17 protein-coding genes and 1 pseudogene are annotated in these 20,684 nt (G+C 64.0%); 5 read left to right on the plus strand and 13 right to left on the minus strand.

The features are described 5' to 3' along the window. Positions 1-173 precede the first annotated feature (173 nt). Genes ABE456_RS03715 through ABE456_RS03725 form a run of 3 tightly spaced genes read left to right on the plus strand, consistent with a single transcriptional unit; the run spans position 174 to position 2,483 of the window. On the plus strand, positions 174-1,337 hold the full coding sequence (locus tag ABE456_RS03715) for an iron-containing alcohol dehydrogenase (protein ID WP_346642757.1): 1,164 nt from the start codon (positions 174-176) through the stop codon (positions 1,335-1,337). A 21-nt stretch (positions 1,338-1,358) separates the two neighbouring features. Continuing rightward, positions 1,359-1,673: an NIPSNAP family protein gene (locus ABE456_RS03720; protein WP_063913764.1), complete on the plus strand. Its 315-nt coding sequence runs from the start codon at positions 1,359-1,361 to the stop codon at positions 1,671-1,673. Between the two features lie 33 nt (positions 1,674-1,706). Further along, the gene (locus ABE456_RS03725; RefSeq protein WP_346642758.1) at positions 1,707-2,483 is read left to right on the plus strand and encodes an SDR family oxidoreductase; all 777 of its coding nucleotides are present in this window, start codon (positions 1,707-1,709) and stop codon (positions 2,481-2,483) included. A gap of 148 nt (positions 2,484-2,631) precedes the next feature. On the opposite strand, the gene ABE456_RS03730 is transcribed toward ABE456_RS03725, so the two are convergent. From ABE456_RS03730 to ABE456_RS03785, 12 genes and pseudogenes are all read right to left on the minus strand, one after another. Then, complete coding sequence (locus ABE456_RS03730) at positions 2,632-3,567, minus strand: cyclase family protein (RefSeq protein ID WP_346642759.1); 936 nt, start codon at positions 3,565-3,567, stop codon at positions 2,632-2,634. A gap of 98 nt (positions 3,568-3,665) precedes the next feature. After that, positions 3,666-4,208, minus strand: a complete 543-nt coding sequence (locus ABE456_RS03735; RefSeq protein WP_346642760.1) for a WYL domain-containing protein — start codon at positions 4,206-4,208, stop codon at positions 3,666-3,668. A gap of 111 nt (positions 4,209-4,319) precedes the next feature. Then, positions 4,320-4,751 (minus strand): PaaI family thioesterase, encoded by a 432-nt coding sequence (locus ABE456_RS03740; protein WP_346642761.1) that lies wholly within the window; start codon positions 4,749-4,751, stop codon positions 4,320-4,322. 16 nt (positions 4,752-4,767) lie between these two features. Further along, positions 4,768-5,205: a hypothetical protein gene (locus ABE456_RS03745; protein WP_346642762.1), complete on the minus strand. Its 438-nt coding sequence runs from the start codon at positions 5,203-5,205 to the stop codon at positions 4,768-4,770. Between the two features lie 264 nt (positions 5,206-5,469). Then, the gene (locus tag ABE456_RS03750) at positions 5,470-6,807 is read right to left on the minus strand and encodes an MFS transporter (protein ID WP_346642763.1); all 1,338 of its coding nucleotides are present in this window, start codon (positions 6,805-6,807) and stop codon (positions 5,470-5,472) included. 151 nt (positions 6,808-6,958) lie between these two features. After that, positions 6,959-7,729 (minus strand): hypothetical protein, encoded by a 771-nt coding sequence (locus ABE456_RS03755; RefSeq protein WP_346642764.1) that lies wholly within the window; start codon positions 7,727-7,729, stop codon positions 6,959-6,961. Between the two features lie 153 nt (positions 7,730-7,882). Continuing rightward, positions 7,883-10,032: pseudogene (locus tag ABE456_RS03760) on the minus strand (TonB-dependent receptor). Between the two features lie 68 nt (positions 10,033-10,100). Further along, positions 10,101-10,511, minus strand: coding sequence for a DUF2946 family protein (locus ABE456_RS03765; RefSeq protein ID WP_346642765.1), 411 nt, complete (start codon positions 10,509-10,511; stop codon positions 10,101-10,103). A gap of 118 nt (positions 10,512-10,629) precedes the next feature. Continuing rightward, positions 10,630-12,084, minus strand: a complete 1,455-nt coding sequence (locus ABE456_RS03770; protein ID WP_346642766.1) for a PucR family transcriptional regulator ligand-binding domain-containing protein — start codon at positions 12,082-12,084, stop codon at positions 10,630-10,632. Positions 12,085-12,142: 58 nt separating this feature from the next. Next, positions 12,143-13,657: an MDR family MFS transporter gene (locus ABE456_RS03775; RefSeq protein WP_346642767.1), complete on the minus strand. Its 1,515-nt coding sequence runs from the start codon at positions 13,655-13,657 to the stop codon at positions 12,143-12,145. 10 nt (positions 13,658-13,667) lie between these two features. Next, on the minus strand, positions 13,668-14,336 hold the full coding sequence (locus ABE456_RS03780) for a TetR/AcrR family transcriptional regulator (RefSeq protein ID WP_346642768.1): 669 nt from the start codon (positions 14,334-14,336) through the stop codon (positions 13,668-13,670). Positions 14,337-14,578: 242 nt separating this feature from the next. After that, positions 14,579-16,357 carry a phosphoethanolamine transferase CptA gene (locus ABE456_RS03785; protein ID WP_346642769.1) on the minus strand — a complete coding sequence of 593 codons (1,779 nt, stop codon included), beginning with the start codon at positions 16,355-16,357 and terminating at the stop codon, positions 14,579-14,581. A 233-nt stretch (positions 16,358-16,590) separates the two neighbouring features. Between ABE456_RS03785 and ABE456_RS03790 the strand changes: the two genes are divergently transcribed. Together ABE456_RS03790 and ABE456_RS03795 are read left to right on the plus strand one after the other, a co-directional pair. Then, positions 16,591-17,085 carry a GNAT family N-acetyltransferase gene (locus ABE456_RS03790; protein ID WP_346642770.1) on the plus strand — a complete coding sequence of 165 codons (495 nt, stop codon included), beginning with the start codon at positions 16,591-16,593 and terminating at the stop codon, positions 17,083-17,085. A gap of 163 nt (positions 17,086-17,248) precedes the next feature. Further along, a complete protein-coding gene (locus ABE456_RS03795) occupies positions 17,249-19,345 on the plus strand; it encodes an EAL domain-containing protein (RefSeq protein ID WP_346642771.1) in 2,097 nt (698 codons plus the stop codon). Between the two features lie 164 nt (positions 19,346-19,509). Here the strand turns inward: ABE456_RS03795 and ribBA are convergent, their stop codons facing one another. Continuing rightward, the gene (ribBA, locus tag ABE456_RS03800; protein WP_346642772.1) at positions 19,510-20,631 is read right to left on the minus strand and encodes a bifunctional 3,4-dihydroxy-2-butanone-4-phosphate synthase/GTP cyclohydrolase II; all 1,122 of its coding nucleotides are present in this window, start codon (positions 20,629-20,631) and stop codon (positions 19,510-19,512) included. Between the last annotated feature and the right edge of the window lie 53 nt (positions 20,632-20,684).

Raw genomic sequence — 20,684 nt, forward strand, 5'->3', positions numbered from 1 at the left:
TGATCCGCCAATAACGCCTGCTTATTGCCCTGCTCGGGGATAAGCGTTGGTTATTGGCGGATCAGCTCTTTTCATTATCGGCGGCCCTGGCCCGCGCTCAAGATTGCCCCGGCACGGCCCGCCAACGTCACGGTGGGCACAACAAGAACAACGCAGTTGCCTGAGGACCCCTCATGAGCCAATTCCAGTTCCATTTCCCCACCATTGCCAAATGCGGCGCGGGCCTGGCCGACCAGGCCGGTGCGCTGCTCAAGCCGCACGTGGACGGCCCCCTGCTGGTGGTCACCGACCAAGGCCTGATCGACGCAGGCATCTTGGCCGGCTTCTTCGCCTCGCTGGAGCAGGCGGGCATCGACTACCAGCTGTTCTGCGCCGTTGAAGCCAACCCCAGCACCGACGTGCTGGACGCTGCCGTAGCGCTGCTGAAAGCGCGCAACTGCACCGCCGTGATCGGTGTGGGCGGTGGCAGCAGCATCGACACCGCCAAGGGCGTGGCGGCGATGGCCACCAACCCCGGCAACATCCTCGACTACGAGGGCTACGACAAACTGACCCAGCCGCCGCTGCCGATCTTCGCCATTCCCACCACATCCGGTACCGGCAGCGAGTGCACGGCGTCGACCGTGTTCACCAACAAGCGCACGCTGTTCAAGACGGTCATCGTCAGCCCGCGGCTGTTCCCGCGCCTGGCCATCCTCGATCCGGCACTGACCCTGAAACTGCCAGCGGCCATCACCGCCGCCACCGGCATGGATGCGCTGACCCACGCCATCGAGTCGTATGTGTCGCGCCAGGCCAACCCGATCAGCCAGGCCATGGCCCTGCAGGCAATCCGCATGATCGCTGGCAGCCTGGAAAAGACCTACTTCGTTGGCACCGACATGGCCGCCCGCGAGCAGATGCTGCTGGGCTCGTTCCTGGCCGGGGTGGCGTTCTCGCAATCCAAGCTGGGTAATGTGCATGCCATTTCGCACACCTTTGGCGGGGTATTCAACATCCCCCATGGCATCGCCAACGCTGCCCTGTTGCCGTACGTGATCAAGTTCAACCTGCCAGCCTGCCCGGAGCGTTTCCGCGACATCTCCATTGCCTTGGGCGCTGATGTGACCGGGCTCAGCGTGGAGCAAGCCGCAGCCCGCACGGTGGATGCCGTGGTGGCGCTGAACCAGGCCATCGGCATTCCCGCGACCATTCGTGAACTGGGCGTGGACCTGGAGCACCTGCCGCAAATGGTCAGCGACTCGATGCGCAGCGGCAACGTGCTGGTCAACCCGCGCCTGACCACGGCGCGCGATGTCGAGCGCCTGATCACCGACGCCTACCACGGCAACCTCTGAACCTTTGGCGGAACCAAGACCATGTTTTATGAAATGCGTACCTACACCCTGCACATCGGCAAGATGAAGCAATACCTGGAGCACTTCGAAAAGGAAGGCTTGCCGGTGATCTCGCGCTACGCCAAGCTCGTGGGCTGGTGGTACACCGAGATTGGCGAGCTGAACCAGGTGGTGCACATCTGGGCCTACGAGAGCCTTGACGAGCGCATCGAGCGCCGCGCCGCCCTTTACCGCGATGCGGACTGGCTGGAGCGCTTCATCCCCGTGGCATTCCCGATGCTGGTGCGGATGGAATCGAAGCTGTTGATGCCCGCTGCATTTTCGCCGATCCAGTAACCCTGTAACTGCATTGCATCAAGGAGCAACCCAATGGATCTAGGCATTACCGGCCGCTGGGCCATCGTCTGCGCGGCCAGCCAGGGCCTGGGCAAAGGCTGCGCCGAGGCGCTGGGCAAAGAGGGCGTCAACCTGGTCATCAATGCCCGTACCCAGGCCACCCTGGAGCAGACCGCCGCCGAGTTGCGCGCGGCCTGCCCGGGTATTGAGGTGCGCACCGTGGCCGGTGATGTCGCCGACGCCGAGGTGCGCCAGGCATTGCTGGCGGCTTGCCCGCAGGTGGATATCCTGGTCAACAATGCGGGTGGCCCGCCACCGGGAGACTTCCGTGACTGGGGACGTGAAGACTGGCTGAAAGCGCTGGACGCCAACATGCTCACCCCGATCGAGCTGATCAAGGCGGTGGTCGATGGCATGGCTGAGCGTGGTTTCGGGCGGGTGGTAAATATCACCTCCGGCGCGGTGAAGGCCCCGATCGACATTCTGGGCTTGTCCAATGGCGCACGCAGTGGCCTGACCGGCTTTATTGCCGGCCTGGCACGGCAGCAGCGCCTGGCGGGCTGCAATGTGACGCTGAACAACCTGCTGCCGGGGGCGTTCGATACGGCGCGCTTGCAGAAGACCTTGAAGGCGGCGGGTGGTGATGTAGAAGCCACTGCCCAGGCGCGGCGCAAGGCCATCCCGGCGGCGCGCTTTGGTGATGCCGGCGAGTTTGGTGCGTATTGCGCGTTCCTGTGCAGTGCGCATGCCGGCTACATCACCGGGCAGAACCTGCTGATCGATGGCGGGGCGTATCCCGGCACCTTCTGAAATTTGGGGGCGCTTTACGCCCCTTTCGCGACGCAAGGCCGCTCCCACAAGGGGTACGCATTCTTCCTGTGGGAGCGGCCTTGCCGGGGCGCCGGACCGGTCGGATGGGCTGCAACGCAGCCCCAGGTTCCAAAGCGTGAACCCGTGATCAGTAAATCGCCACCGGGTTGATGTTCACTTGGGTCGAGCCCTTGTACAGCGGCTGCCCCAGCACGAACAGGAACTCGAACGCCTTGTCCTTGACCAGCGCGCGGGTGTCGATCAGCTCCAGGTTGTAGATGCCGCGCTTGGCCAGCATGAACTGGTTGACCGGGAACTCTTCACCGGTCGGGTTCGGGTACACCTCGGACGCCCAGGTGTCCCCACCAAAGGCGACGATACCCTGGTCCGCCAACCACTCGGCCGCCGGCAGGTCGATGCCTGGTTCGGTGGCAAGGAACTGCTGGTTGTCCTTGCCGATCAGCTCCAGCCAACCGGTGTTGAACAGCACCACATCACCCTTGCGCAAGGTAATGCCTTCTTTCTTCAGCACAGCCTTGATGTCATCGACGGTGAAGGCAGTGCCGCCCGGGACGATGGCCTTGCTGTAATGGGCGGTCATGTCCAGCACTACGCCACGGGTGACCATCGGCGGCACTTTCTCTACGCCCAGTTTGGTCACGCCTTCGACGGTGACGAAATCGGCAGCCTTGTTGCCGTTGTAGTAGACGTTGTCGATGCCGATGTGGCCAATGCCGTTGAGCTGGGTGCCGACGCCGGTCCAGCCGTTGACCAGTTCATCGTTGAAGCTGAACTTGTTGCGGCCCAGGGTCTGGCCGGCCTGCTCACCGGGCTGGATGTTGTACAGGTGGAAGCTGCGGTGGCGGAAGGCCGGCAGGTCTTTGCTCACCGGCACCGCCAGCGGGTAGGTCTTGCCGGTCTTGACCAGGCCGACTGCCTGCTTGACCACTTCCGGGGTGAGCAGGTTGGCGGCGCCGATTTCATCCTGCTTGCCGTAGGGCGAGGTCTGCCAGTCGGCGGCCAGGGTGGCCTGGGCAGTGGTCGCCAAGGCGACGGCGAGCAGCAGGGGCTTGAAGCGTTTCATCATGTACTCCTGATAGTAAGGCGTTGTCAGGAGCGAATTCTGCGCAGGGCCGCCTATGGGAAAAAGCGGCCCAGGGGACAATGACTTTTGCCTGCCGGTCAACAACCGCCATCTTGCAGCGCCAGGCTCTGGCGCAATTGCTCGATCATGGCCAAGCGCAGTGCTTGCGGGGCTTGCACGCGGATCGAGCCGGCCTGGGACAGCAGCCAGCCCATCAGCGCGCGGTTGTCATCTACGGTGGCCACCAGTGTGGCGCCGCCATCTTGTTGTGCAGTCAGCTGCATGTCCGCCGAAAGTGGCGATTCTTCCAGGCGTCGGGCCAGTGCGTCATCAACCCAGGCGTGCAGTTCAATCTGCTCTTGGGGCGTGAGCACGTCGGGCTGCAACAGTTGCACTTCACGCGGGCTCAGGCCCGGTTGCCAGTACCAACCGTAGGGCATGCCTTTGCTGTTGCACTGCAGTGGGAACAGCGCCGCAAGCTCGACCAGGTCGCGCTCGACGGTGCGTTTGCTGGTGGTATGGCCCACGGTTGTCAGGGCGGCCTGCAACTGGGTAGAGCTCATCCCCGGGTGGCGGCCGGGCAGCAGCTTGAGCAGCTGCCACTGGCGGGCGATGGTGTGGCGGGTAGGGTGACTGGGCAAAGGGCTCATCCTTGAGAACAGGTGCAACATGTGTTCGGTGGTGGCGTTTAGCTATTTCGCGAGCATACCTTTTCACTGAATGGGATCCAAGTTTTCGCACCGAAGCCCCTGTCAGCCGCGATGGTTGAGGCTGACCACTTTATAACAGGCCGACGCCGTCACTAACGTTTGGTCTTTGCCGTCCCTGAGCTCTCCCTTGGCGTAGCAGTAAGCGCCACAACGTCTGTACATTCTGGCAATGCCCATGATCTGCCCTGGTGAGGCTGCGCGTACAAAGGTGGTTGCCATCTTCACGGTCAGTGCCACTTCGTGCGTGTCCAGCGTTGCGTAGATCGCCGGGCCGAGGCAGTCATCGAGCATCGCTGTCAGCATCCCACCCTGAATTTTGCCCAATGGGTTGGTCAACGATTCCGATGCGTCGAACTGCACTCGCACTTCGCGCGTTGCTTGTTCATGGCTGATGAAGTTCCAGCCAAGCAGTCGCGCGGCATTTGGCTGTGGCACCAACCCAGCGACGATTTGCCAGAAGAGGTTGTCTTTCATGTGCTTCGCTCCTTTGTTACGCACCTGCCCGGGCCAGTAGCCCGAATAGAAAGCCCAGCCAACACAACATCATGGCCACCCAGCTGAACATGACCGGTGGTGATCCATTGCTATGGCGTTTCACTTGGCTAGCTACAGCGATGATCGGTGTGATCGCCAGCAGGCAATACGCTTGTAACAGAACCAGCAATTGCAGCGGGACACGCATGGCAAACAGTTGGTAAAGCATCATCAACCCCGCGCAGGCAATGGCCAGCCACCCCCAGCCGACCAGGCGTACCAGTGCTAACAGCAGCAGTTGCAAAGGGGCGTCCAGGGTGTGCCAGGGGCGTTCGATCGCCGCAGCGTGATAGGGCATGAATTGCGAACGGGTCGCGTAGATGAGTGCGAAGACGGCGATGATGAGCAGAGCGGCGCTGTAGCTTGCCAGATGAAACAAGATGAGCCAGTCCATTGAAGGGAACCTCTTGAATACCTGACGCGATGGTGAACCGCGTCAGGCCAAGGGGCTACTGGCAAAAATATCGGGTGGCGATGTAGTGGCACTCTATCCAGGCGCGTTACTCATTTACCGGTACTTGTACCGTCTTTCAGCTGCCACCGCTTGCAGCAGTTGCTCACCTGGCCGGCGCCGCCTTCAAGGCATGCACAGGATCTGTAGGAGCAGCACAAGGCTGCTCCAAGGATCGCGAAAGGGCTGCAAAGCAGCCTCTTAACTTCAAGTGGCGCGTCGAGCTACAGCCCCAGCACCCTCAACCCCAGCTTCATCATGCAACGAAATCCGCGAAGTCTCCGGCAATGCCAACCCCCCCACCAATGCCACCAAGGCAATCACCACCAGGTAGAACGCCGGTGCCAGGCTGCTGCCGGTCTGCCCGATCAGCCAGGTTGCCACCAGCGGCGCGGTGCCGCCAAACAGCGTGTAGGCCACGTTGTAGGTAATCGCCGAAGCGGTGTAGCGGGTGCGGGTAGGGAAGCTCTCCGACAGCAGCGCCGCCGTGACCACGCCACTGCACAGCGCCCCCACCGCCAGCAGGATCACCCCCAGCAGCGCGCCCGGCATCGAACCAGAGCTGGCCAGCCAGTACGCCGGGAACACGCACAGCATTACCCACAGGCAGGTGAAACCGATGGTCTTGCGCCGCCCGACCCGGTCCGAGAACGCCCCGGCCAGCGGGCAGCCGACGGCGGCGAACAGCAGGGCCACGGTGGTCACCAGCAGCGACTGCGCGCGGGTCAGATTGCCAACCAGCTGCAGGTAGGTGGCGAAGTAGGTGGTGAACATGTAGAACGACAGCGCAGTCAACGAAATGAACGCCCCCAGGTTACGAATCGCCCGGCCATGGTGGCGCAGGGTTTCCTTGAGCGGTGAATGCTCGTGCTCCTTGCCCTGGGCGATGGCCTCGCGGAACGCTGGGGTTTCTTCCATGCGCCAGCGCAGGTACAGCCCGACCAGCCCCAGCGGTGCGGCGATCAGGAACGGGATGCGCCAGCCCCAGGCATTCATCGCCTCGGCCGACAGGCTGGCTTCCAGGCCATAGGCGATCACCGCCGCGCAGGCAAAGGCGGAAAAGGTCGAGACCGGTACGAAGCTGCCATAGAAGGCACGCTTGTCGTTGGGCGCGTGCTCCATCAGGTAAGCGCAGGCCCCGGCATACTCGCCACCGGCAGAAAAGCCCTGCAGGCAGCGCGCCAGGGTCAGCAGCGCCGGGGCGGCCAGGCCGATGCTGGCGTAGGTCGGCAGCAGGCCGATCAGGGTGGTGGAGCCGGCCATCAGCAAGATGGTCAGCGACAGGATGCGCTTGCGCCCCAGGCGGTCGCCCAGGGCGCCAAACACGATACCGCCCAATGGGCGCAGGGCGAAGGCCACGGCGAACACCGCAAAGGTCTTGAGCAAGGCCACGCTGGCGTCTTCGCTGGCGAAGAACTGGCTGGCGATCAGGGTGGCGAGAAAGCCATAGACGGCGAAGTCGAACCATTCGACGAAATTGCCGATGGCCGAGGCGGCGATCACCCGGCGCAGGGTGGCGGGGGATACCTCATGAGGTGCGGACATGCGAGTGCTCTCCGGTTCCATTGGCAGGCATGATTGAAGTGGCGCGGTCGGGCCGCGCCATCATTGTTGTGCTTGCCAGTAGATAGCCGGGGGCTGGGAGTTGCTTTTTCGAGGGCGACCTCGGGATACCTGATTCAACCGTTGCCGGGGTTTATGGCCGGCCGACCTTCCACGGCGCGTAATCCATTTCGCTGTAACCCTCGGCCTTGCCCTGCTCGTTGGTACTGAAGCCGGGCATCTGGCGCAGGTTCAGCTGCATGCAGCGGCTGTTGAGCTGCGCCTGCAGGTTGCCATCGAGGCGGAAGTCGGCGCTGCGCAGCGGGGTGGGCGACAACTGCACCAGGCAGCCATCGACCTGGCCTTTGGCGTCAGCCTGGTAGAACACCGCAGCCCGGCCGATGCTGTTTACCGGCTGATTGCGGAACAACTGCTGCCAGAAGAATTCGCGTTGGGCGTTGGCCTTGAGCCGGGCGCTGCTCGGGGCCTGGACCGAGCCGGGCAGCTCGACGACGATGGGTGCGCGCATGTCGACGGTGGCTTCGCCTTTGAACAACGCGGCCGGGACCACTGGGTAGATGGTTTTCCAGCACAGCCCCTCGACCAGTGCGGCCAAGGCTTTGTGGTCGGATGGCTGCACATTGGCGGGCAGCTTTGAACCGTATTTAAACGGCTCTACACGGGCTTTGCAGGCGGTGGGGGCGCTGTTGCGGTCGAGGGTGACCTGCAGCGTCACTGCCCCCACTTGCTCGCCGGTCACGGCGGTGGCGATGCTCAGTTGCAGGGCATGTTGCATGTCGACGGTGAAGGCCTTGAACGCTTGCGGATCGACCTGGTCCTTGGGGTTGTCCGAGGGGGTGGATTGGCAGCCGGCGAGGGTGAGCAGGGCTGTGGCCAGGTATAGGGGGGAGAGCGGCTTTGACACGGGGACTTCCTTGATGCAGCGGTGACCGGGTCTTCGTGAACCGGCTGAGTGTGGCAGCTTATCACCGACCTGATCGGTTAACGCGATCTCTTGTAGGAGCGGCCCGGCAAGGCCGCTCCTACAGGTGACCGCGAAAGCCGGCAGGCCATGCGCTCAGAAGCGCAAGTCCAACGCCAGCTCGAAGGTGCGTGGTGGCCCCATGTAGTACTGGCTGTTGTAGGCCTGCTTGGCATACACCTCGTCGGTCAGGTTGCGCACCCGCCCGGTCAGCGTGGTGTGTTCATCCAGCCGGTAGCGGGCGAACGCGCCGAACAGGGTGTAGGCCGGGGCCTTGAGGCTGTTGGCGTTGTCGGCATACACCGAGCCCACGTAGCGCCCGTCGGCGCCCACCGACCATGCCGGCGACAGGCTGTAGGTGAGCCACAGGTTGGCGACATTGGCCGGTACGTTCACTGGCGCATTGCCCTTGCGCGACACCGACACGCCGTTGACCGCTTCGTTGAATTCATCGTACTGCGCATCGACGTAGGCGTAGTTGGCTTCGGCCAGCAGCTTCGGCGTCACTTGCAGGCGCCCGGACAGTTCGACACCGCGTGAGGTCTGCTGCCCGGCCTGGACCGTGAGGTTGGCGTCGTTCGCGTCGCGCACGGCAAAGTCCTTGCGCACGATCTGGTACAGCGCCAGCGTGGCCGCACCGCGCCCGTCGAGAAAGTCGAACTTGCTGCCCACTTCCCACTGCTCGCCCTTGGACAGGTCGAACAACCCCACGTTGGAATAGGTGGCTGCCGCCAGTGAGCCGGCCGGCAAGTCGGCGGAACTGCTGTACTGCGCGTAGACGCTAGCCGAGGGCGTCAGTGCATAGGTCAGGCCGATACGCCCGGAGAGCGGTTCCCAGCGGCGCTCGAAGAACGCCGGAGAGGTCGGGGTAACCGCGCCGTAGTTGGTCACCTCCATGTCCAGGTAGTCGTAGCGCAGGGCGGTCAGCAGGGCCAGGCGTTCGGTGAGTTGCAGGCGGTTTTCGGCAAACACCGCGCGGTTGCTTACCTCGTGGCGGCGCTGCTTGGTCAGGCCGGCATTTACCCCAGGGATGTCATCGAAACTGCCTGGGTCGAAGTGGTCGGCATCGACCACATCGCTCCAGCTGCTTGAGGTGGGATAGAGGGTCTGGCGCATGCGCGAGTATTCCAACCCCAGCGACCACTGGCTGGCCAGGCCGAACAATTGGTTGTCGTGACGCAGTTCGATGCGGTCGCCCAGCAGGTTCTGGTCGTGACGCTGCAGGTAGGGGCTGCTGCGTCGTACCTTGCCGTCGCTGGTGTAGCTGTAGCGCTCCAGGTTGCGATAGTCGCGCTGGGCGTTGTAGTGGTACAGCGTGTTCTGCACACTGGTGCTGTCGCTGAGCTGGTAATCGAGGATCGAGCGCAGCCAACGCACCCGCTGTTCATAGCGGCCGTCGCCGACGTTGTAGTTTTCGAAGCGGCGGCTGTTGTCGATTTTCATCGTGCTGCGGCCGGGCAGGATCGGCGAACCCCAGTAGGGGCTGTCTTCACGGTCTTCCTGGTACTCCAGCGCCAGGGTGTGGGTGAGGTTGGGCGCCAGGTCGCTGAGCAGCGAGAAGGCCAGGCTGTCGGTGTGCCGTTCATTGCGGTCGATGTAACCGTTGCCGTGGCCACGGCTGAAGTCCAGGCGCATGAAGTGGCGGGCATCGGCGGGGTTGCTGGCCAGCGCCTGGTTGATGCCGAACGCCACCTCGCTGTCGTCGAAACTGCCATAGCGGATACGCCCATCAATGATCTGCTGGTCGCGGCTGGCAAGCTTGGTGATGTAGTTGATCGACCCGCCTACCGCCCCTGCGCCATGCAGGAACGACGACGGCCCGCCGATAAGCTCGACGCGGTCGAGTACCCAGGCATCCACCGGCCGGGTGGCGCTGCTGTAGCCCAGGTTGATGCCGTTGTACAACTGGGTTACCTGGTTCTGGGTGAAGCCGCGGTAGGAGACGAAGCCGCCAAAACCGGGGTTGGCCGAGGCATTTACGCCGGTCATGGCGTTGATCACGTCCTGGCTGTCCTTGGCGCCGCGTTCTTCGATCAGGCGGCGGTCTGAAACGCTGACCGAGGCGGGTGTTTCCCGCGCGGTGAGGCCCAGGCGTGAACCGGTGCGGATCGGCTCGTCCAGTTGCACGCCGCTGGCGGCGTCGCGTTCACCGTCGATGGTAGTGGCGCTGAGTTCCACGGGGCGCTGTCCGCCCAGGCATAGCTGCAGGTGCCCATGAGGAGCACCAGGGAGGTATTGCGAAGCATGTTGGTGTGTCTTCCACGCAAAGCTGATGGCTGACGGCGAGCGCGCAGGCAAGCGCACCCGGCTGAGGTCAGGCGAAATGAAGTACGGCGGCGAGGAAGACGGCGGGGGAGGCGCGAGGGTTGAGGGCAGGGCGTTGATAGCGCGGCGGCGGTTGCGCCCAGCTGCGCACGACGATGGGCGAGGTGGCCACGGCTTGCGCTGGGGTGAATGACCAACCGCTGCTGCTGAGCGGTACGGCCAGGCCGAACGAGGAGCACACCGGGCAGTCGAGCTGGGCCATGTGCTGGTCACCGCCAGCGCCATCGAGGTCGATGGCCACGCCGTGTTCGCTGTTGACCGAGCAGAAACCGCCCTCCAGCCCGGCCAGGCGCAGGCCGCCCATCTGGCCATGGTGCAGGCCGCATAGCAACAGGCTGAACAGGACGCTGGCATAGAGCGTCCAGGCTGTCAGCGTGCGAGTGTGCCGGGTGGTTTTCATGGCGGCGAATCTACCATCCCGATGAACGGTCGGGTAGTGCTTTGCTTCTTGATTTTGGGGCTGCTTTGTAACCCATCCGAGCGGTCCGGCGCCCCGGCAAGGTCGCGCCCCTAAAAACTTAAGCCAGATGCTCGAACAGGTCGGTATTCTTCCCCGCCTGGATCGCAATCCAGAACCGCGCAATGCCACTGGTGGTGGTCGGCTTGATGCCGGAAAGCTGCTCCACCAGCTTCAGCCGGTACACCAGTGTTTGCCGGTGAATCCCCAAATCATAGGCCGTGGCCTTCCAGTTGCCGTCGTTGTGCAGGAAGGTGACCAACGTCTGCAGTAACGCCGCGCCCTGGCTGCGGTCGTGCTCGATCAACGGCCCCAGGTAACGGCCAACCAGCGCCCGCGCCTCGGCCAGCGACTTGGGTGCCATGATCAGGCCGGTTTCCGCTTCGCCATAGCGCAGTTGTTGCGCGCCATTTTCCTCGGCCTGGGTCAGCGCCAGGCGGGCTTGGCGCACACTCTCGCGAAAACCGCTGGCCGCCGCGATCGGCCCGCTGATACCAATGAGCGTGCCCTCGCCGAGGTTGTGGCTCAGCGCCGTCAGGCTTGGCGCGTCGTCCCGGCTGAGCGCCAGCAGCAGGCCTTTGTCATCGAGCAGCAAAGGCGTGCAATGGTGCAGGGCAGGGGCCTGATGGATGTCGGCGCTGCTCCACGGGCCGTGGCTGCCTGGCCTGATTGCCAGGCTTACCAGGGTGCCGGCAAGGCCACGGCGCTCCAGCATTGGCCGCGCCAGGCTGAACTCCGTCTCGCTGTCGAGCAGGCTGCGCAGCAGTGCCGCGCCTTCTTCGCGCTGCTGGTCGCGGTGGATCATCAGGCGTTCCAGTTCGACCCCCAGCAAGCCGACCAGCGAACGAACGAGGATGGAATCATCCTGCGTGCGCGTGCCTTTGCGTGCCATCAGTAAATTGGCGCGGGCGCGGCCAGCAATGGGGATGCGTTCGACCCGCTCAGGGGGCACTTGTGCGGCCTGGCGGGTTTCGACCACGGTAACGCCGCTGGGCGCGTCTTCGATGGCCAGGTCCAGGCCGAGCGTGTCGGCCAGGATGGTCAGGCGCCCGGCCATGTCCGGGGCTTTGCGCAAGGCATCGGCGTAGGTCTGGAACAGCCGCTCGCTGGCGTTGAAGCGCTCGCGCTGGGCCTGCAGCACGCTTTCGATCACGTAGTGCGACAGCTTCACGAACTCCAGCTCGAAACTGCCATGCAGCACAGGGAACAGCAGCCGGTCAGCGGCGGCCAGCAGCGCGCTGGAAAGCGCCGGGGCGTCGGCGCGGGGGGCGACCACCAGGGCGCTGGGGTTGCTCTGCACCAACTGCTCCAGCCAGCTCACCTGGTCTGCCGGGGCGCTGGGCAAGCCGACGCCGGTGGTCATCACCAGGTCGCCCGGCGACACCCATCGCCATGGGTCTGGCAGGTCGACGGTGTGGGCCCAGGTGATCAGCCTGCCGGTGCCGGCCGCGCCAGCCACGGCCTGCAACTTGAGCAGTTCGATATCGATCAGGTCCTGCACCGTGAGCATGGGCATCTCTCATTCCAAAGACCTGCCAAGCATGGCGTTTTACACGTGCCGGGTAAACCATTGATCACGCCTGTGCGGCCTTGCGCAGCGGCACTTCGCGCAGCAGCCAGGACAGCGCGAAGGCCACGCTGGTAATCACCCCGGCCAACAGGAATACGCCATGCATGGCCATGGAAAACGCCTGCAGGTAGCTGTGCTGCAGCGCTGCAGGCAGGGCATGCACGGCGGCTGGCGAGAGGCTGGCCGGCGACCCGGCACTGGCGCTGAAGTCACTGGCAAGGCCGCCCAGCAAGGCATGCGAGAACAGCGCGCCGAACAGCGACACGCCGATGGCACCGCCAATCGAGCGGAACAACGTGGCCCCGGAGGTGGCTACGCCCATGTGGCGCAGGTCGACGCTGTTTTGCACCGCCAGAATCAGCACCTGCATGACCATGCCCAGGCCTGCACCCAGCAGGCCCATGTACAGGTTCATCAGCGCCATGGGGGTGTCCAGTTCAAGCCGGCTGAGCAGGGCCAGGGCAATTACCTGCAACAGGGTGCCGAGGATCGGGAACACCCGGTAGCGGCCCCAGCGGCTGATCAGCCGCCCGGTAATCGCCGATACCACCAGCAGGCCGCCCATCAGCGGCAGCATCTGCAGCCCGGCGCTGGTGGGCGTGGCGTTCTTCACCACCTGCATGTACAGCGGCAGGAAGGTGACCGCGCCGAACAGCGAAACCCCGACGATGAAGCCGATCAGCCCGGCAAGTACGAAGGTACGGTGGCGGAACAGGTGCAGCGGCATGATCGGCTCGGCGGCGCGACGCTGCTCCAGGACAAAGCCGACCAGGCCGATCAGGGCGAACAGCGACAGGCACAGCATGTCTAGCGATTGCCATGCCAGCAGGCTGCCGCCCAGGCTGGTGATAAGTACCAGGGCGCCCAGTGCCACGGTAAGGAAGAACGCGCCGATGTAATCCACCGCATGCCGCACCAAGGCCACGTGCGGGCGGAACACGCTACCGATCACCAGCAGCGCCAGCAGGCCCAGGGGCAGGTTGATGTAGAAGATCCAGTGCCACGACAGGTGCTCGACCAGGAAGCCACCAATCAGTGGTCCCACCACCGTGGCCAGGCCGAACACGCCGCCGAACAGGCCCTGGTAGCGGCCACGTTCGGCAGGTGGGATGACATCACCGATGGCGGCCATCGCCACCACCATCAGGCCGCCGCCGCCCAGCCCTTGCAGGGCGCGGAAGGCGATCAGCTGGGCCATGTCCTGCGCGGCGCCACACAGCACCGAGCCCAGCAGGAACAACACGATGGCGACCTGCAGCACACGCTTGCGGCCGAACTGGTCGCCGAATTTGCCGTACAACGGCACCACCACCGTGGAAGCCAGCAGGTAGGCGGTGACCACCCACGACAGCCAGCGCAGCCCGCCCAGGTCGCTGACGATGGTCGGCAGCGCGGTCGAGACAATAGTCTGGTCAAGTGCGGCCAGGAACATCACCAGCATCAGGGCGGCCATCAGCAGCGGGATGGAGGTTTGTGCGCCCGCTGCGGCGGGGGAGGTATCAGTGGATGTTGGTTGCATGGGGCTGACCTCAACGGTGTGTGGCGTGGGCCTGGGCATGCTGGCGGCCTGCATCCTGCAGGCCTGCCAGGGCAAAGCGGTACAACTGGGCTGCAACCGCCTCGCCGGGCATTTGCAGAATTTCGTGCAGCGCCCCGGCGCCGCCGCGCGGGCCGATCAGCAGCATCGCCCAGGGCGCCGTAACGCAGAGAATGCAGCGGGTCAGGGCGGGGTCGTCGACAGGGATGGTGCTGATTTCGCTGAACAGCCCTTTGAGCAGCGATAGCCGCAGCGGTGCAGCGGCCTGCAGGTGTGCCTGGCCGTGGGGGCTGGGGGCGAGGATTTCCGCGGCCAGTACCCGCAGGTGCCAGTTGTCCCTCGCTGAAGTGGCCTTGTGCACCACCAGTTCCACCAGCACGCGCAGCTTTTCGGCTGGCGCTTGGTTGCCTTGCGTGATGCGTTGCAGGTCGCTGAGGTCGAGAAAGCGCTGGCGGGCCTCGTCGAGTACGGCCAGGTACAGGCCGTTGCGGCTGCCGAAGTGGTAGTTGATCGAGGCCAGGTCGACCTCGGCCTTGGCAGCCACGGCCTTGTTGCTGGTTTCGGCGTAGCCGAGCGCGGCGAACAGCTCGCCGGCGGCTTCTAGAATGCGGGTGCGGGTGGCGGCGCCGTCCTTGCGCGGTTCGCGGGGGGCTGTGGACATGGCGGGGTGCTCTACGGATCAAGGAGATGGACAGAGCGTGGCGCAGGCTTAATTTAAAATCAATTTAAATTTAATTTATGTGGTGAAGCATGGGGCCTTGGGGGCTGCTTTGCAGCCCATCGCGACGCAAGGCCGCTCCCACAGGAAAGCGCGCATGTCAGGGGGAGCGCATTCCTGTGGGAGCGGCCTTGTGTCGCGAAAGGGGCGCAACGCGCCCCCAGCCATCTCAACCGCAAAAACCTTCAGTTCAGGCTTTTGCCGTCATGCTCTTTGCCACTACTGGCCGTTTGCTGCACCTTTTCGGCCTTGTCCAGCGGCAGCTGGTCGAACTCACGCAAGCCATCCTTGCGGTACGGGTCGCCAATCCAGCGCGGTGTTGCCACAAATTGCGGGTTCACCAGGCTTTTGGCCGGTTCGAAGCGGTCATAGCTCAGCCCGGCCAGGTCGGACAGGGTGTGGATCAGGTGCGAGCTGCTGTACGGGCGGCTGGCCATCGCCTGCAAGTCGCGAGGGTGTTCGGCTTGCCATCTTGGCGAGGTCCACAGCAGGAACGGGATGGTGTACATCGGCCGAGTCGGCGCGCCTTCGTTGCGCCCCAGGCGGTCGTGGTTGCCGGAGCTGTACACATCTTCACCGTGGTCGGACAGGTACAGCAGGAAGCCGTTGGGGCTGCCGGCCGAGTAGCGCTTGATCAGGCTCGACACCACGTAGTCGTTGTAGCGCACCGCGTTATCGTAGAAGTTGTAGGTTTCTACCTGGTCCGGGGTCAGCTTGCCTGGTACGCCCTGGTTGTCGGTGAAGTGCGCGTAATCATTCGGGTAGCGGAAGCGGTAGTCCATGTGCGTGCCCAGCAGGTGCACGATGATGAACTTGTTCGGCGCAGGGTCTTGCAAGGCCTTCTCGAACGGCGCCAGCACCACGTCATCATACTGGCTGGCATTCTGGTTGCGCTGGTTGTTCAGGTACACCGGCGCGTCCGTCTGCTGCGAGAAGGTGGTGAGCATGGTGTTGCGCTTGGTCATGGTCTGCTGGTTGGTGATCCAGAAGGTCTTGTAGCCGGCCTGTTTCATCAGGTTGATCAGCGACGGGTCGGTGAGGAAGCGGTCCGGGTTCTGCTCGTCGCCGAAGGTGAGGATCTGCTGCATCACTTCAATGGTGTACGGGCGTGGCGACACCACGTCGCGGAACACCGTCAGGCCCTTGTCGCTGGCGGCCAGCGCGTCGAGGTTGGGCGTGGTGTCGCGGTTGTAGCCATACAGGTGCATGTGCTCGCGGGTGGTGGACTCGCCCAGCACCAGAACCAGGGTGCGAGGCGCAGCACCGCTGCTGTCACGCAGGTTTTGCAGGGGCGGCAGTGCGGCATTCTGGGCCAGCAGCTCCTGCATGTTGTCCAGTTGCTGGCGGTACTGCCGGTAGCCGACCAGTAACTGCCAGGGCACGGCGGGCTCCATGCGTTGCTGCACTTTCTCGGCCGCGTCGGCGAAGCTGCGCTCCTGGGTGACCATCTGCTTGTAGAACGGGTATACCAGGTTGGCCACCAGCAGCAATGCCACCACTGGCAGGCGGCTGCGCAGCGGTAGGCTGACCGGGCGCACACGTTTCCACAGCAGCACCGCCACCAGCGTGTACAGCAGCAGCGCCAGGCCCAGCCAGAGGCTGAAGTATTGGCTGAAGTACTCACCGGCCTCGGCGGTATTGGATTCGAACATCACGAAGATGACGCTTTGCGAGAACTCCTGGCGGTAGATGCCGAAGTAGCTCAGGCCCACCAGCGATGCGGCCCACAGCACCAGGCCGATGACTGCCGCAGTGGCGCGGGTGAAGCGGGGCAGCAACAGCACTGGGGCCAGCCACAGGCTGCTGAGGAAGAATGCATCGCGAAAGCCGGCGAAGCCGGTGGTACCGCTGAACAGCAGCAACGCCTGGGTCACGCCAGAAAAGTACCAGAAGAACAGCAACAGCCAGCCCAGGCCGGCCCAGTCCACGCGCTTGTGCGCGGCAGGGGATGTAGTGTGTGACACGTATGCCTCGTCGTACCTTGGCGGCCAGTGGATGTGCCCGTGGCCGGAAAGGGCGTGACGCTAATCTGCGCAATGTGAAAATAACGTCAACGCATCGAGCCAAATGGCCATGGTCAGAGCCATTGGGGCTGCTGTGCAGCCCATCGCCGGCAAGCCAGCTCCTACAGGGATCGCGGCAGCTTTCAGGTATTGCGCAAGGTAGAATTCAGCTTTTACCCGAGCCCCGTCCCATCATGCTGCCCATCGCGCTGCTGCCGACCACTGCCGACCAGGCCCCGTTGATCCGCAACCTGTACCAGTTCTACTCGTACGACTCCTCCGACTGGGAGCAGGAAGACGTCGAAGTGGACGGCCGCTTCTACGTCCACGACGAGCACCTGCAGCGCTACTGGCAGGACGACGGCTGGGGCGCCTACCTGGTGCTGGCGGACGGTTTCATCGCTGGCTTCGTATTGGTAGAACGCAGCGAGCTGCCGGGTATCAACGCGCTGGAGCTGGCCGACCTGTTCATCCTGAAAAAGTACCGCCGCCAGGGCATTGGCCAGGCAGTGGCGTTGCAACTGCTGGGCGGTGAGGGCGACTGGCTGCTGCGCTGCTATGCACAGGACCCGCCCGCCGTGGCGTTCTGCAACGCGGTACTGGCAAACCTGTCGCGCCCGGCACAGGCCATTGCCCTGGATGATGAACCGGACTTGCTCAATTTCCTGGTGACCGGCGCCTGCCATTGAGGGGTTGCCCGGCTTCTTTCGTCGTTGAAAAGGTTTAGCGGCATTTTTGTGAGCCACTTCACAAAATCGCCGTGAGCGGCATAATGCCATCAACGCTGTCCCAGACCCGGCCGTCACTGGCCGGGGTCCTTTTCAATGCCCTTCGAAGGTTCAGGTAAAGTTCATGTCGCTAGTCGCAAGCCCCGACATCATGTACCGGCTGTTGATCCAGAGCGTGGTGGACTATGCCATCTACCTGCTTACCCCCGAAGGTATCGTCGCCAACTGGAACCCCGGTGCCCAGCGCGCCAAGGGCTACCATGCCGAGGAAATCGTCGGCCAGCATTATTCGTTGTTCTACACCGATGCCGAGCGCGCGGCCGGATTGCCTGGGCTTAACCTGGAACAGGCGCGTAACACCGGGCGCTTTGAGGAAATTGGTTCACGCCTGCGCAAGGACGGCTCGGCCTTCCATGCCCATGTGGTGATTGACGCCGTGTACGACGATGCCGGGCAACTGGTGGGTTTCGCCAAGGTTACCCGTGACATTTCCGAGCGCCACCACCAGGAGCAGGAACTGTTGCAAGCCAAGGAACTGGCCGAGCAGTACAGCCAGGAAATGGCCAAGCTGTCGCAGTTTCTCGATTCGGTAATTGCCAACATCCCCGCCAGCGTTATCGTCCAGGACCTGGAAAGCCAGCGCATCCTGCTGGCCAACCAGCAGGCCGAGCGCCTGTTCGGCGGGCCGCAGCGCAGCATGATCGGCCAGTTGCCCGGGGACTGCCTGGCACCCGCCGCTGCCGACTACCTGGAGCAGCAGCTGGCGCGTGGCGCCCGCAGCGCCAAGGGTCATGCCGCCGAAACCCGTGTCGACACCGCCTGTGGCCCACGCACCCTGCGCAGCCGCACTTTGCTCAGCCAGAACCGCGAGGGCCAGGCCGACTACGTGCTGTTCGTTGCCGAAGACGCCACCGAAGAGCTGGCCGCGCATGCGCAGATCCACCATATGGCGCACCACGATGCGCTCACTGGCTTGCCCAACCGCACGCTGTTCCATGAGCGCCTGCGCCAGGCGCTGGTGCGCGGCAGTGAAAACGACAAGCTGACCGCCGCGCTGTGCCTGGACCTGGACAACTTCAAGAACATCAACGACTCCCTGGGCCATGCCTTTGGCGACAAGCTGCTGCGCGCCCTGGGCAAGCGCCTGCGCCGCGAGCTGCGCGAGCACGACACCCTGGCCCGCCTGGGTGGCGACGAGTTTGCCGTGGTATTGACCGGGTTGGAGGGCCGCGAGGCCGCGTGCAACACCGCGCAGCGGCTGATCAACGCCATTTGCCCGCCGTTCCAGATCGAAGGGCATCAGTTCACCGTAGGGGTGAGCATCGGCATTGCCATTGCCCCGGATGACAACGACCAGGCCGAGCAACTGCTGGGCTATGCCGACATGGCGCTGTACGAGGCCAAGCGTAACGGCCGTAACCGCTACGAGTGCTTTGACGTCGAGCTGGACGTTGCCGCCCGACAGCGCCGCCTGGTGGAGACCGACCTGCGCACTGCGCTGCACCTGGGCCAGTTGCAGCTGCACTACCAGCCGGTGGTCGACCAGCAGACCAGCAGCGTCACCGGTTATGAGGCGCTGCTGCGTTGGGAGCACCCGACCCGTGGCATGGTCATGCCCATGGACTTCATCCCCATTGCCGAGGAAACCGGGCTGATCCACGAACTCGGTACCCGGGCGCTGAACCTGGCTTGCCAGGAGGCGGCCAGCTGGGACAGCGAGCAGACGGTATCGGTCAACCTGTCGGCGGTGCAGTTCAAGAATGGCAACCTGGTGCACATCGTCGCTCTGGCGTTGGCCGACTCGGGCCTGCCGGCGCGGCGGCTGGAGCTGGAGATTACCGAATCGGTGCTGCTGGGCAACAGCGAGGAAAACGTGCGTACCTTGCGTGCGCTGAAGGACCTGGGCGTCTCCATTTCGCTGGACGACTTCGGCACCGGTTACTCATCGCTGGGCTACCTGCGTTCGTTCCCGTTCGATCGGATCAAGATCGACAAGTCGTTCGTGCACGACATGTGTGACAGCCGCGAGGCGATGTCGATCATCCGCGCCATTACCGACTTGTCCAACAGCCTGATGATCAAGACCACGGCCGAAGGGGTGGAGTCGGAAGAGCAGATGCGCCGGTTGGCGGCGGAGGGCTGTTCGCACTTCCAGGGCTATCTGTACGGGCGGCCGGCGCCGGCGAGCGAGCGCTTGAAGCAAGTCATTACCCAGATATGACGGCTTGCACGGTCTCTTGTGGGAGCGGCCTTGTGTCGCGATTGGGGCGCGCAGCGGCCCCAGGTTCTCAGCCTCGCAACAAGTATTGATGGGGCCACTTTGCGGCCCAATCGCGACACAAGGCCGCTCCTGCAAGGGCCAGCGTCATCAATGGAGGGGTGTTGTCAGCCCATCACCCCAGGTTCGAAGGGAATGCTCTGCACCACCTCCAGCTCATAACCGGCCAGCCCTGCATATTTCAGCGGAGGCCCCAGGTGACGCAGTTTGCCCACGCCCAGATCCTGCAGAATCTGCGCGCCGGTGCCCACTTCCGAGTACACCTTCGACTGCCCGCGCTGGTAAGGCCGCACCGGCTGGGTCAGCTGCGGCACGCGCTCGAGCAGGGCTTGCGAGGACTCATGGTTGGCCAGGATCACCACCACGCCAGCGCCTTCCTCGGCCACTTTCTGTAGCGCCGCCCACAGCGTCCAGTTGGCCGGCCCGGCGTACTCGGCGCCGACCAGGTCACGCAGCGGGTCGATCACGTGCACCCGTACCAGGGTCGGCTGCTCGCGGCGGATGTCGCCCATGACCATGGCCATGTGCACACCCCCTTCGATGCGGTCTTCATAGGTGACCAGGCGGAAGGTGCCATGCACGGTCGGCAGTTCACGCTCGCCGATGCGCTTGATGGTCTGCTCGGTGCTCAGGCGGTAATGGATCAGGTCGGCGATGGTGCCGATCTTGATGCCATGCTGGGCGGCGAACACTTCCAGGTCGGGGCGACGGGCCATGGTGCCGTCATCGTTCAGCACCTCGACGATCACCGAGGCCGGGGTAAAGCCGGCCAGGCGCGCCAGGTCGCAACCGGCTTCGGTGTGGCCGGCACGGGTCAGCACACCGCCTTCGCGGGCGCGCAGGGGGAAGATGTGGCCGGGTTGCACCAGGTCTTCGGGGCGCGCGTCCGGGGCCATGGCCGCAGCCACGGTGCGCGCCCGGTCGGCGGCGGAAATACCCGTGGTCACGCCGGTTGCCGCTTCGATCGAAACGGTGAACGCGGTGCTGAACACGCTGCCGTTGGCCGGTACCATCTGCTCCAGGCCCAGGCGCTGGCAGTGATCGTCGGTCAGGGTCAGGCAGATCAGCCCACGCGCTTCGCGGGCCATGAAGTTGATGGCCTGGGCGTCGCAACGCTCGGCGGCGATCAGCAGGTCGCCTTCGTTTTCGCGGTCCTCGTCATCCACCAGCAGGACCATCTTGCCTTGCCGGTAGTCCTCGAGAAGTTCCTCGACGGTGTTGAAAGCCATGTTGCACGCTCACTGTGGTGGGGTGATTTTTATGGTATACCATCATACACAAA

The sequence above is a fragment of the Pseudomonas sp. TWI929 genome, from assembly GCF_039673335.1.
GTDB lineage: Bacteria > Pseudomonadota > Gammaproteobacteria > Pseudomonadales > Pseudomonadaceae > Aquipseudomonas.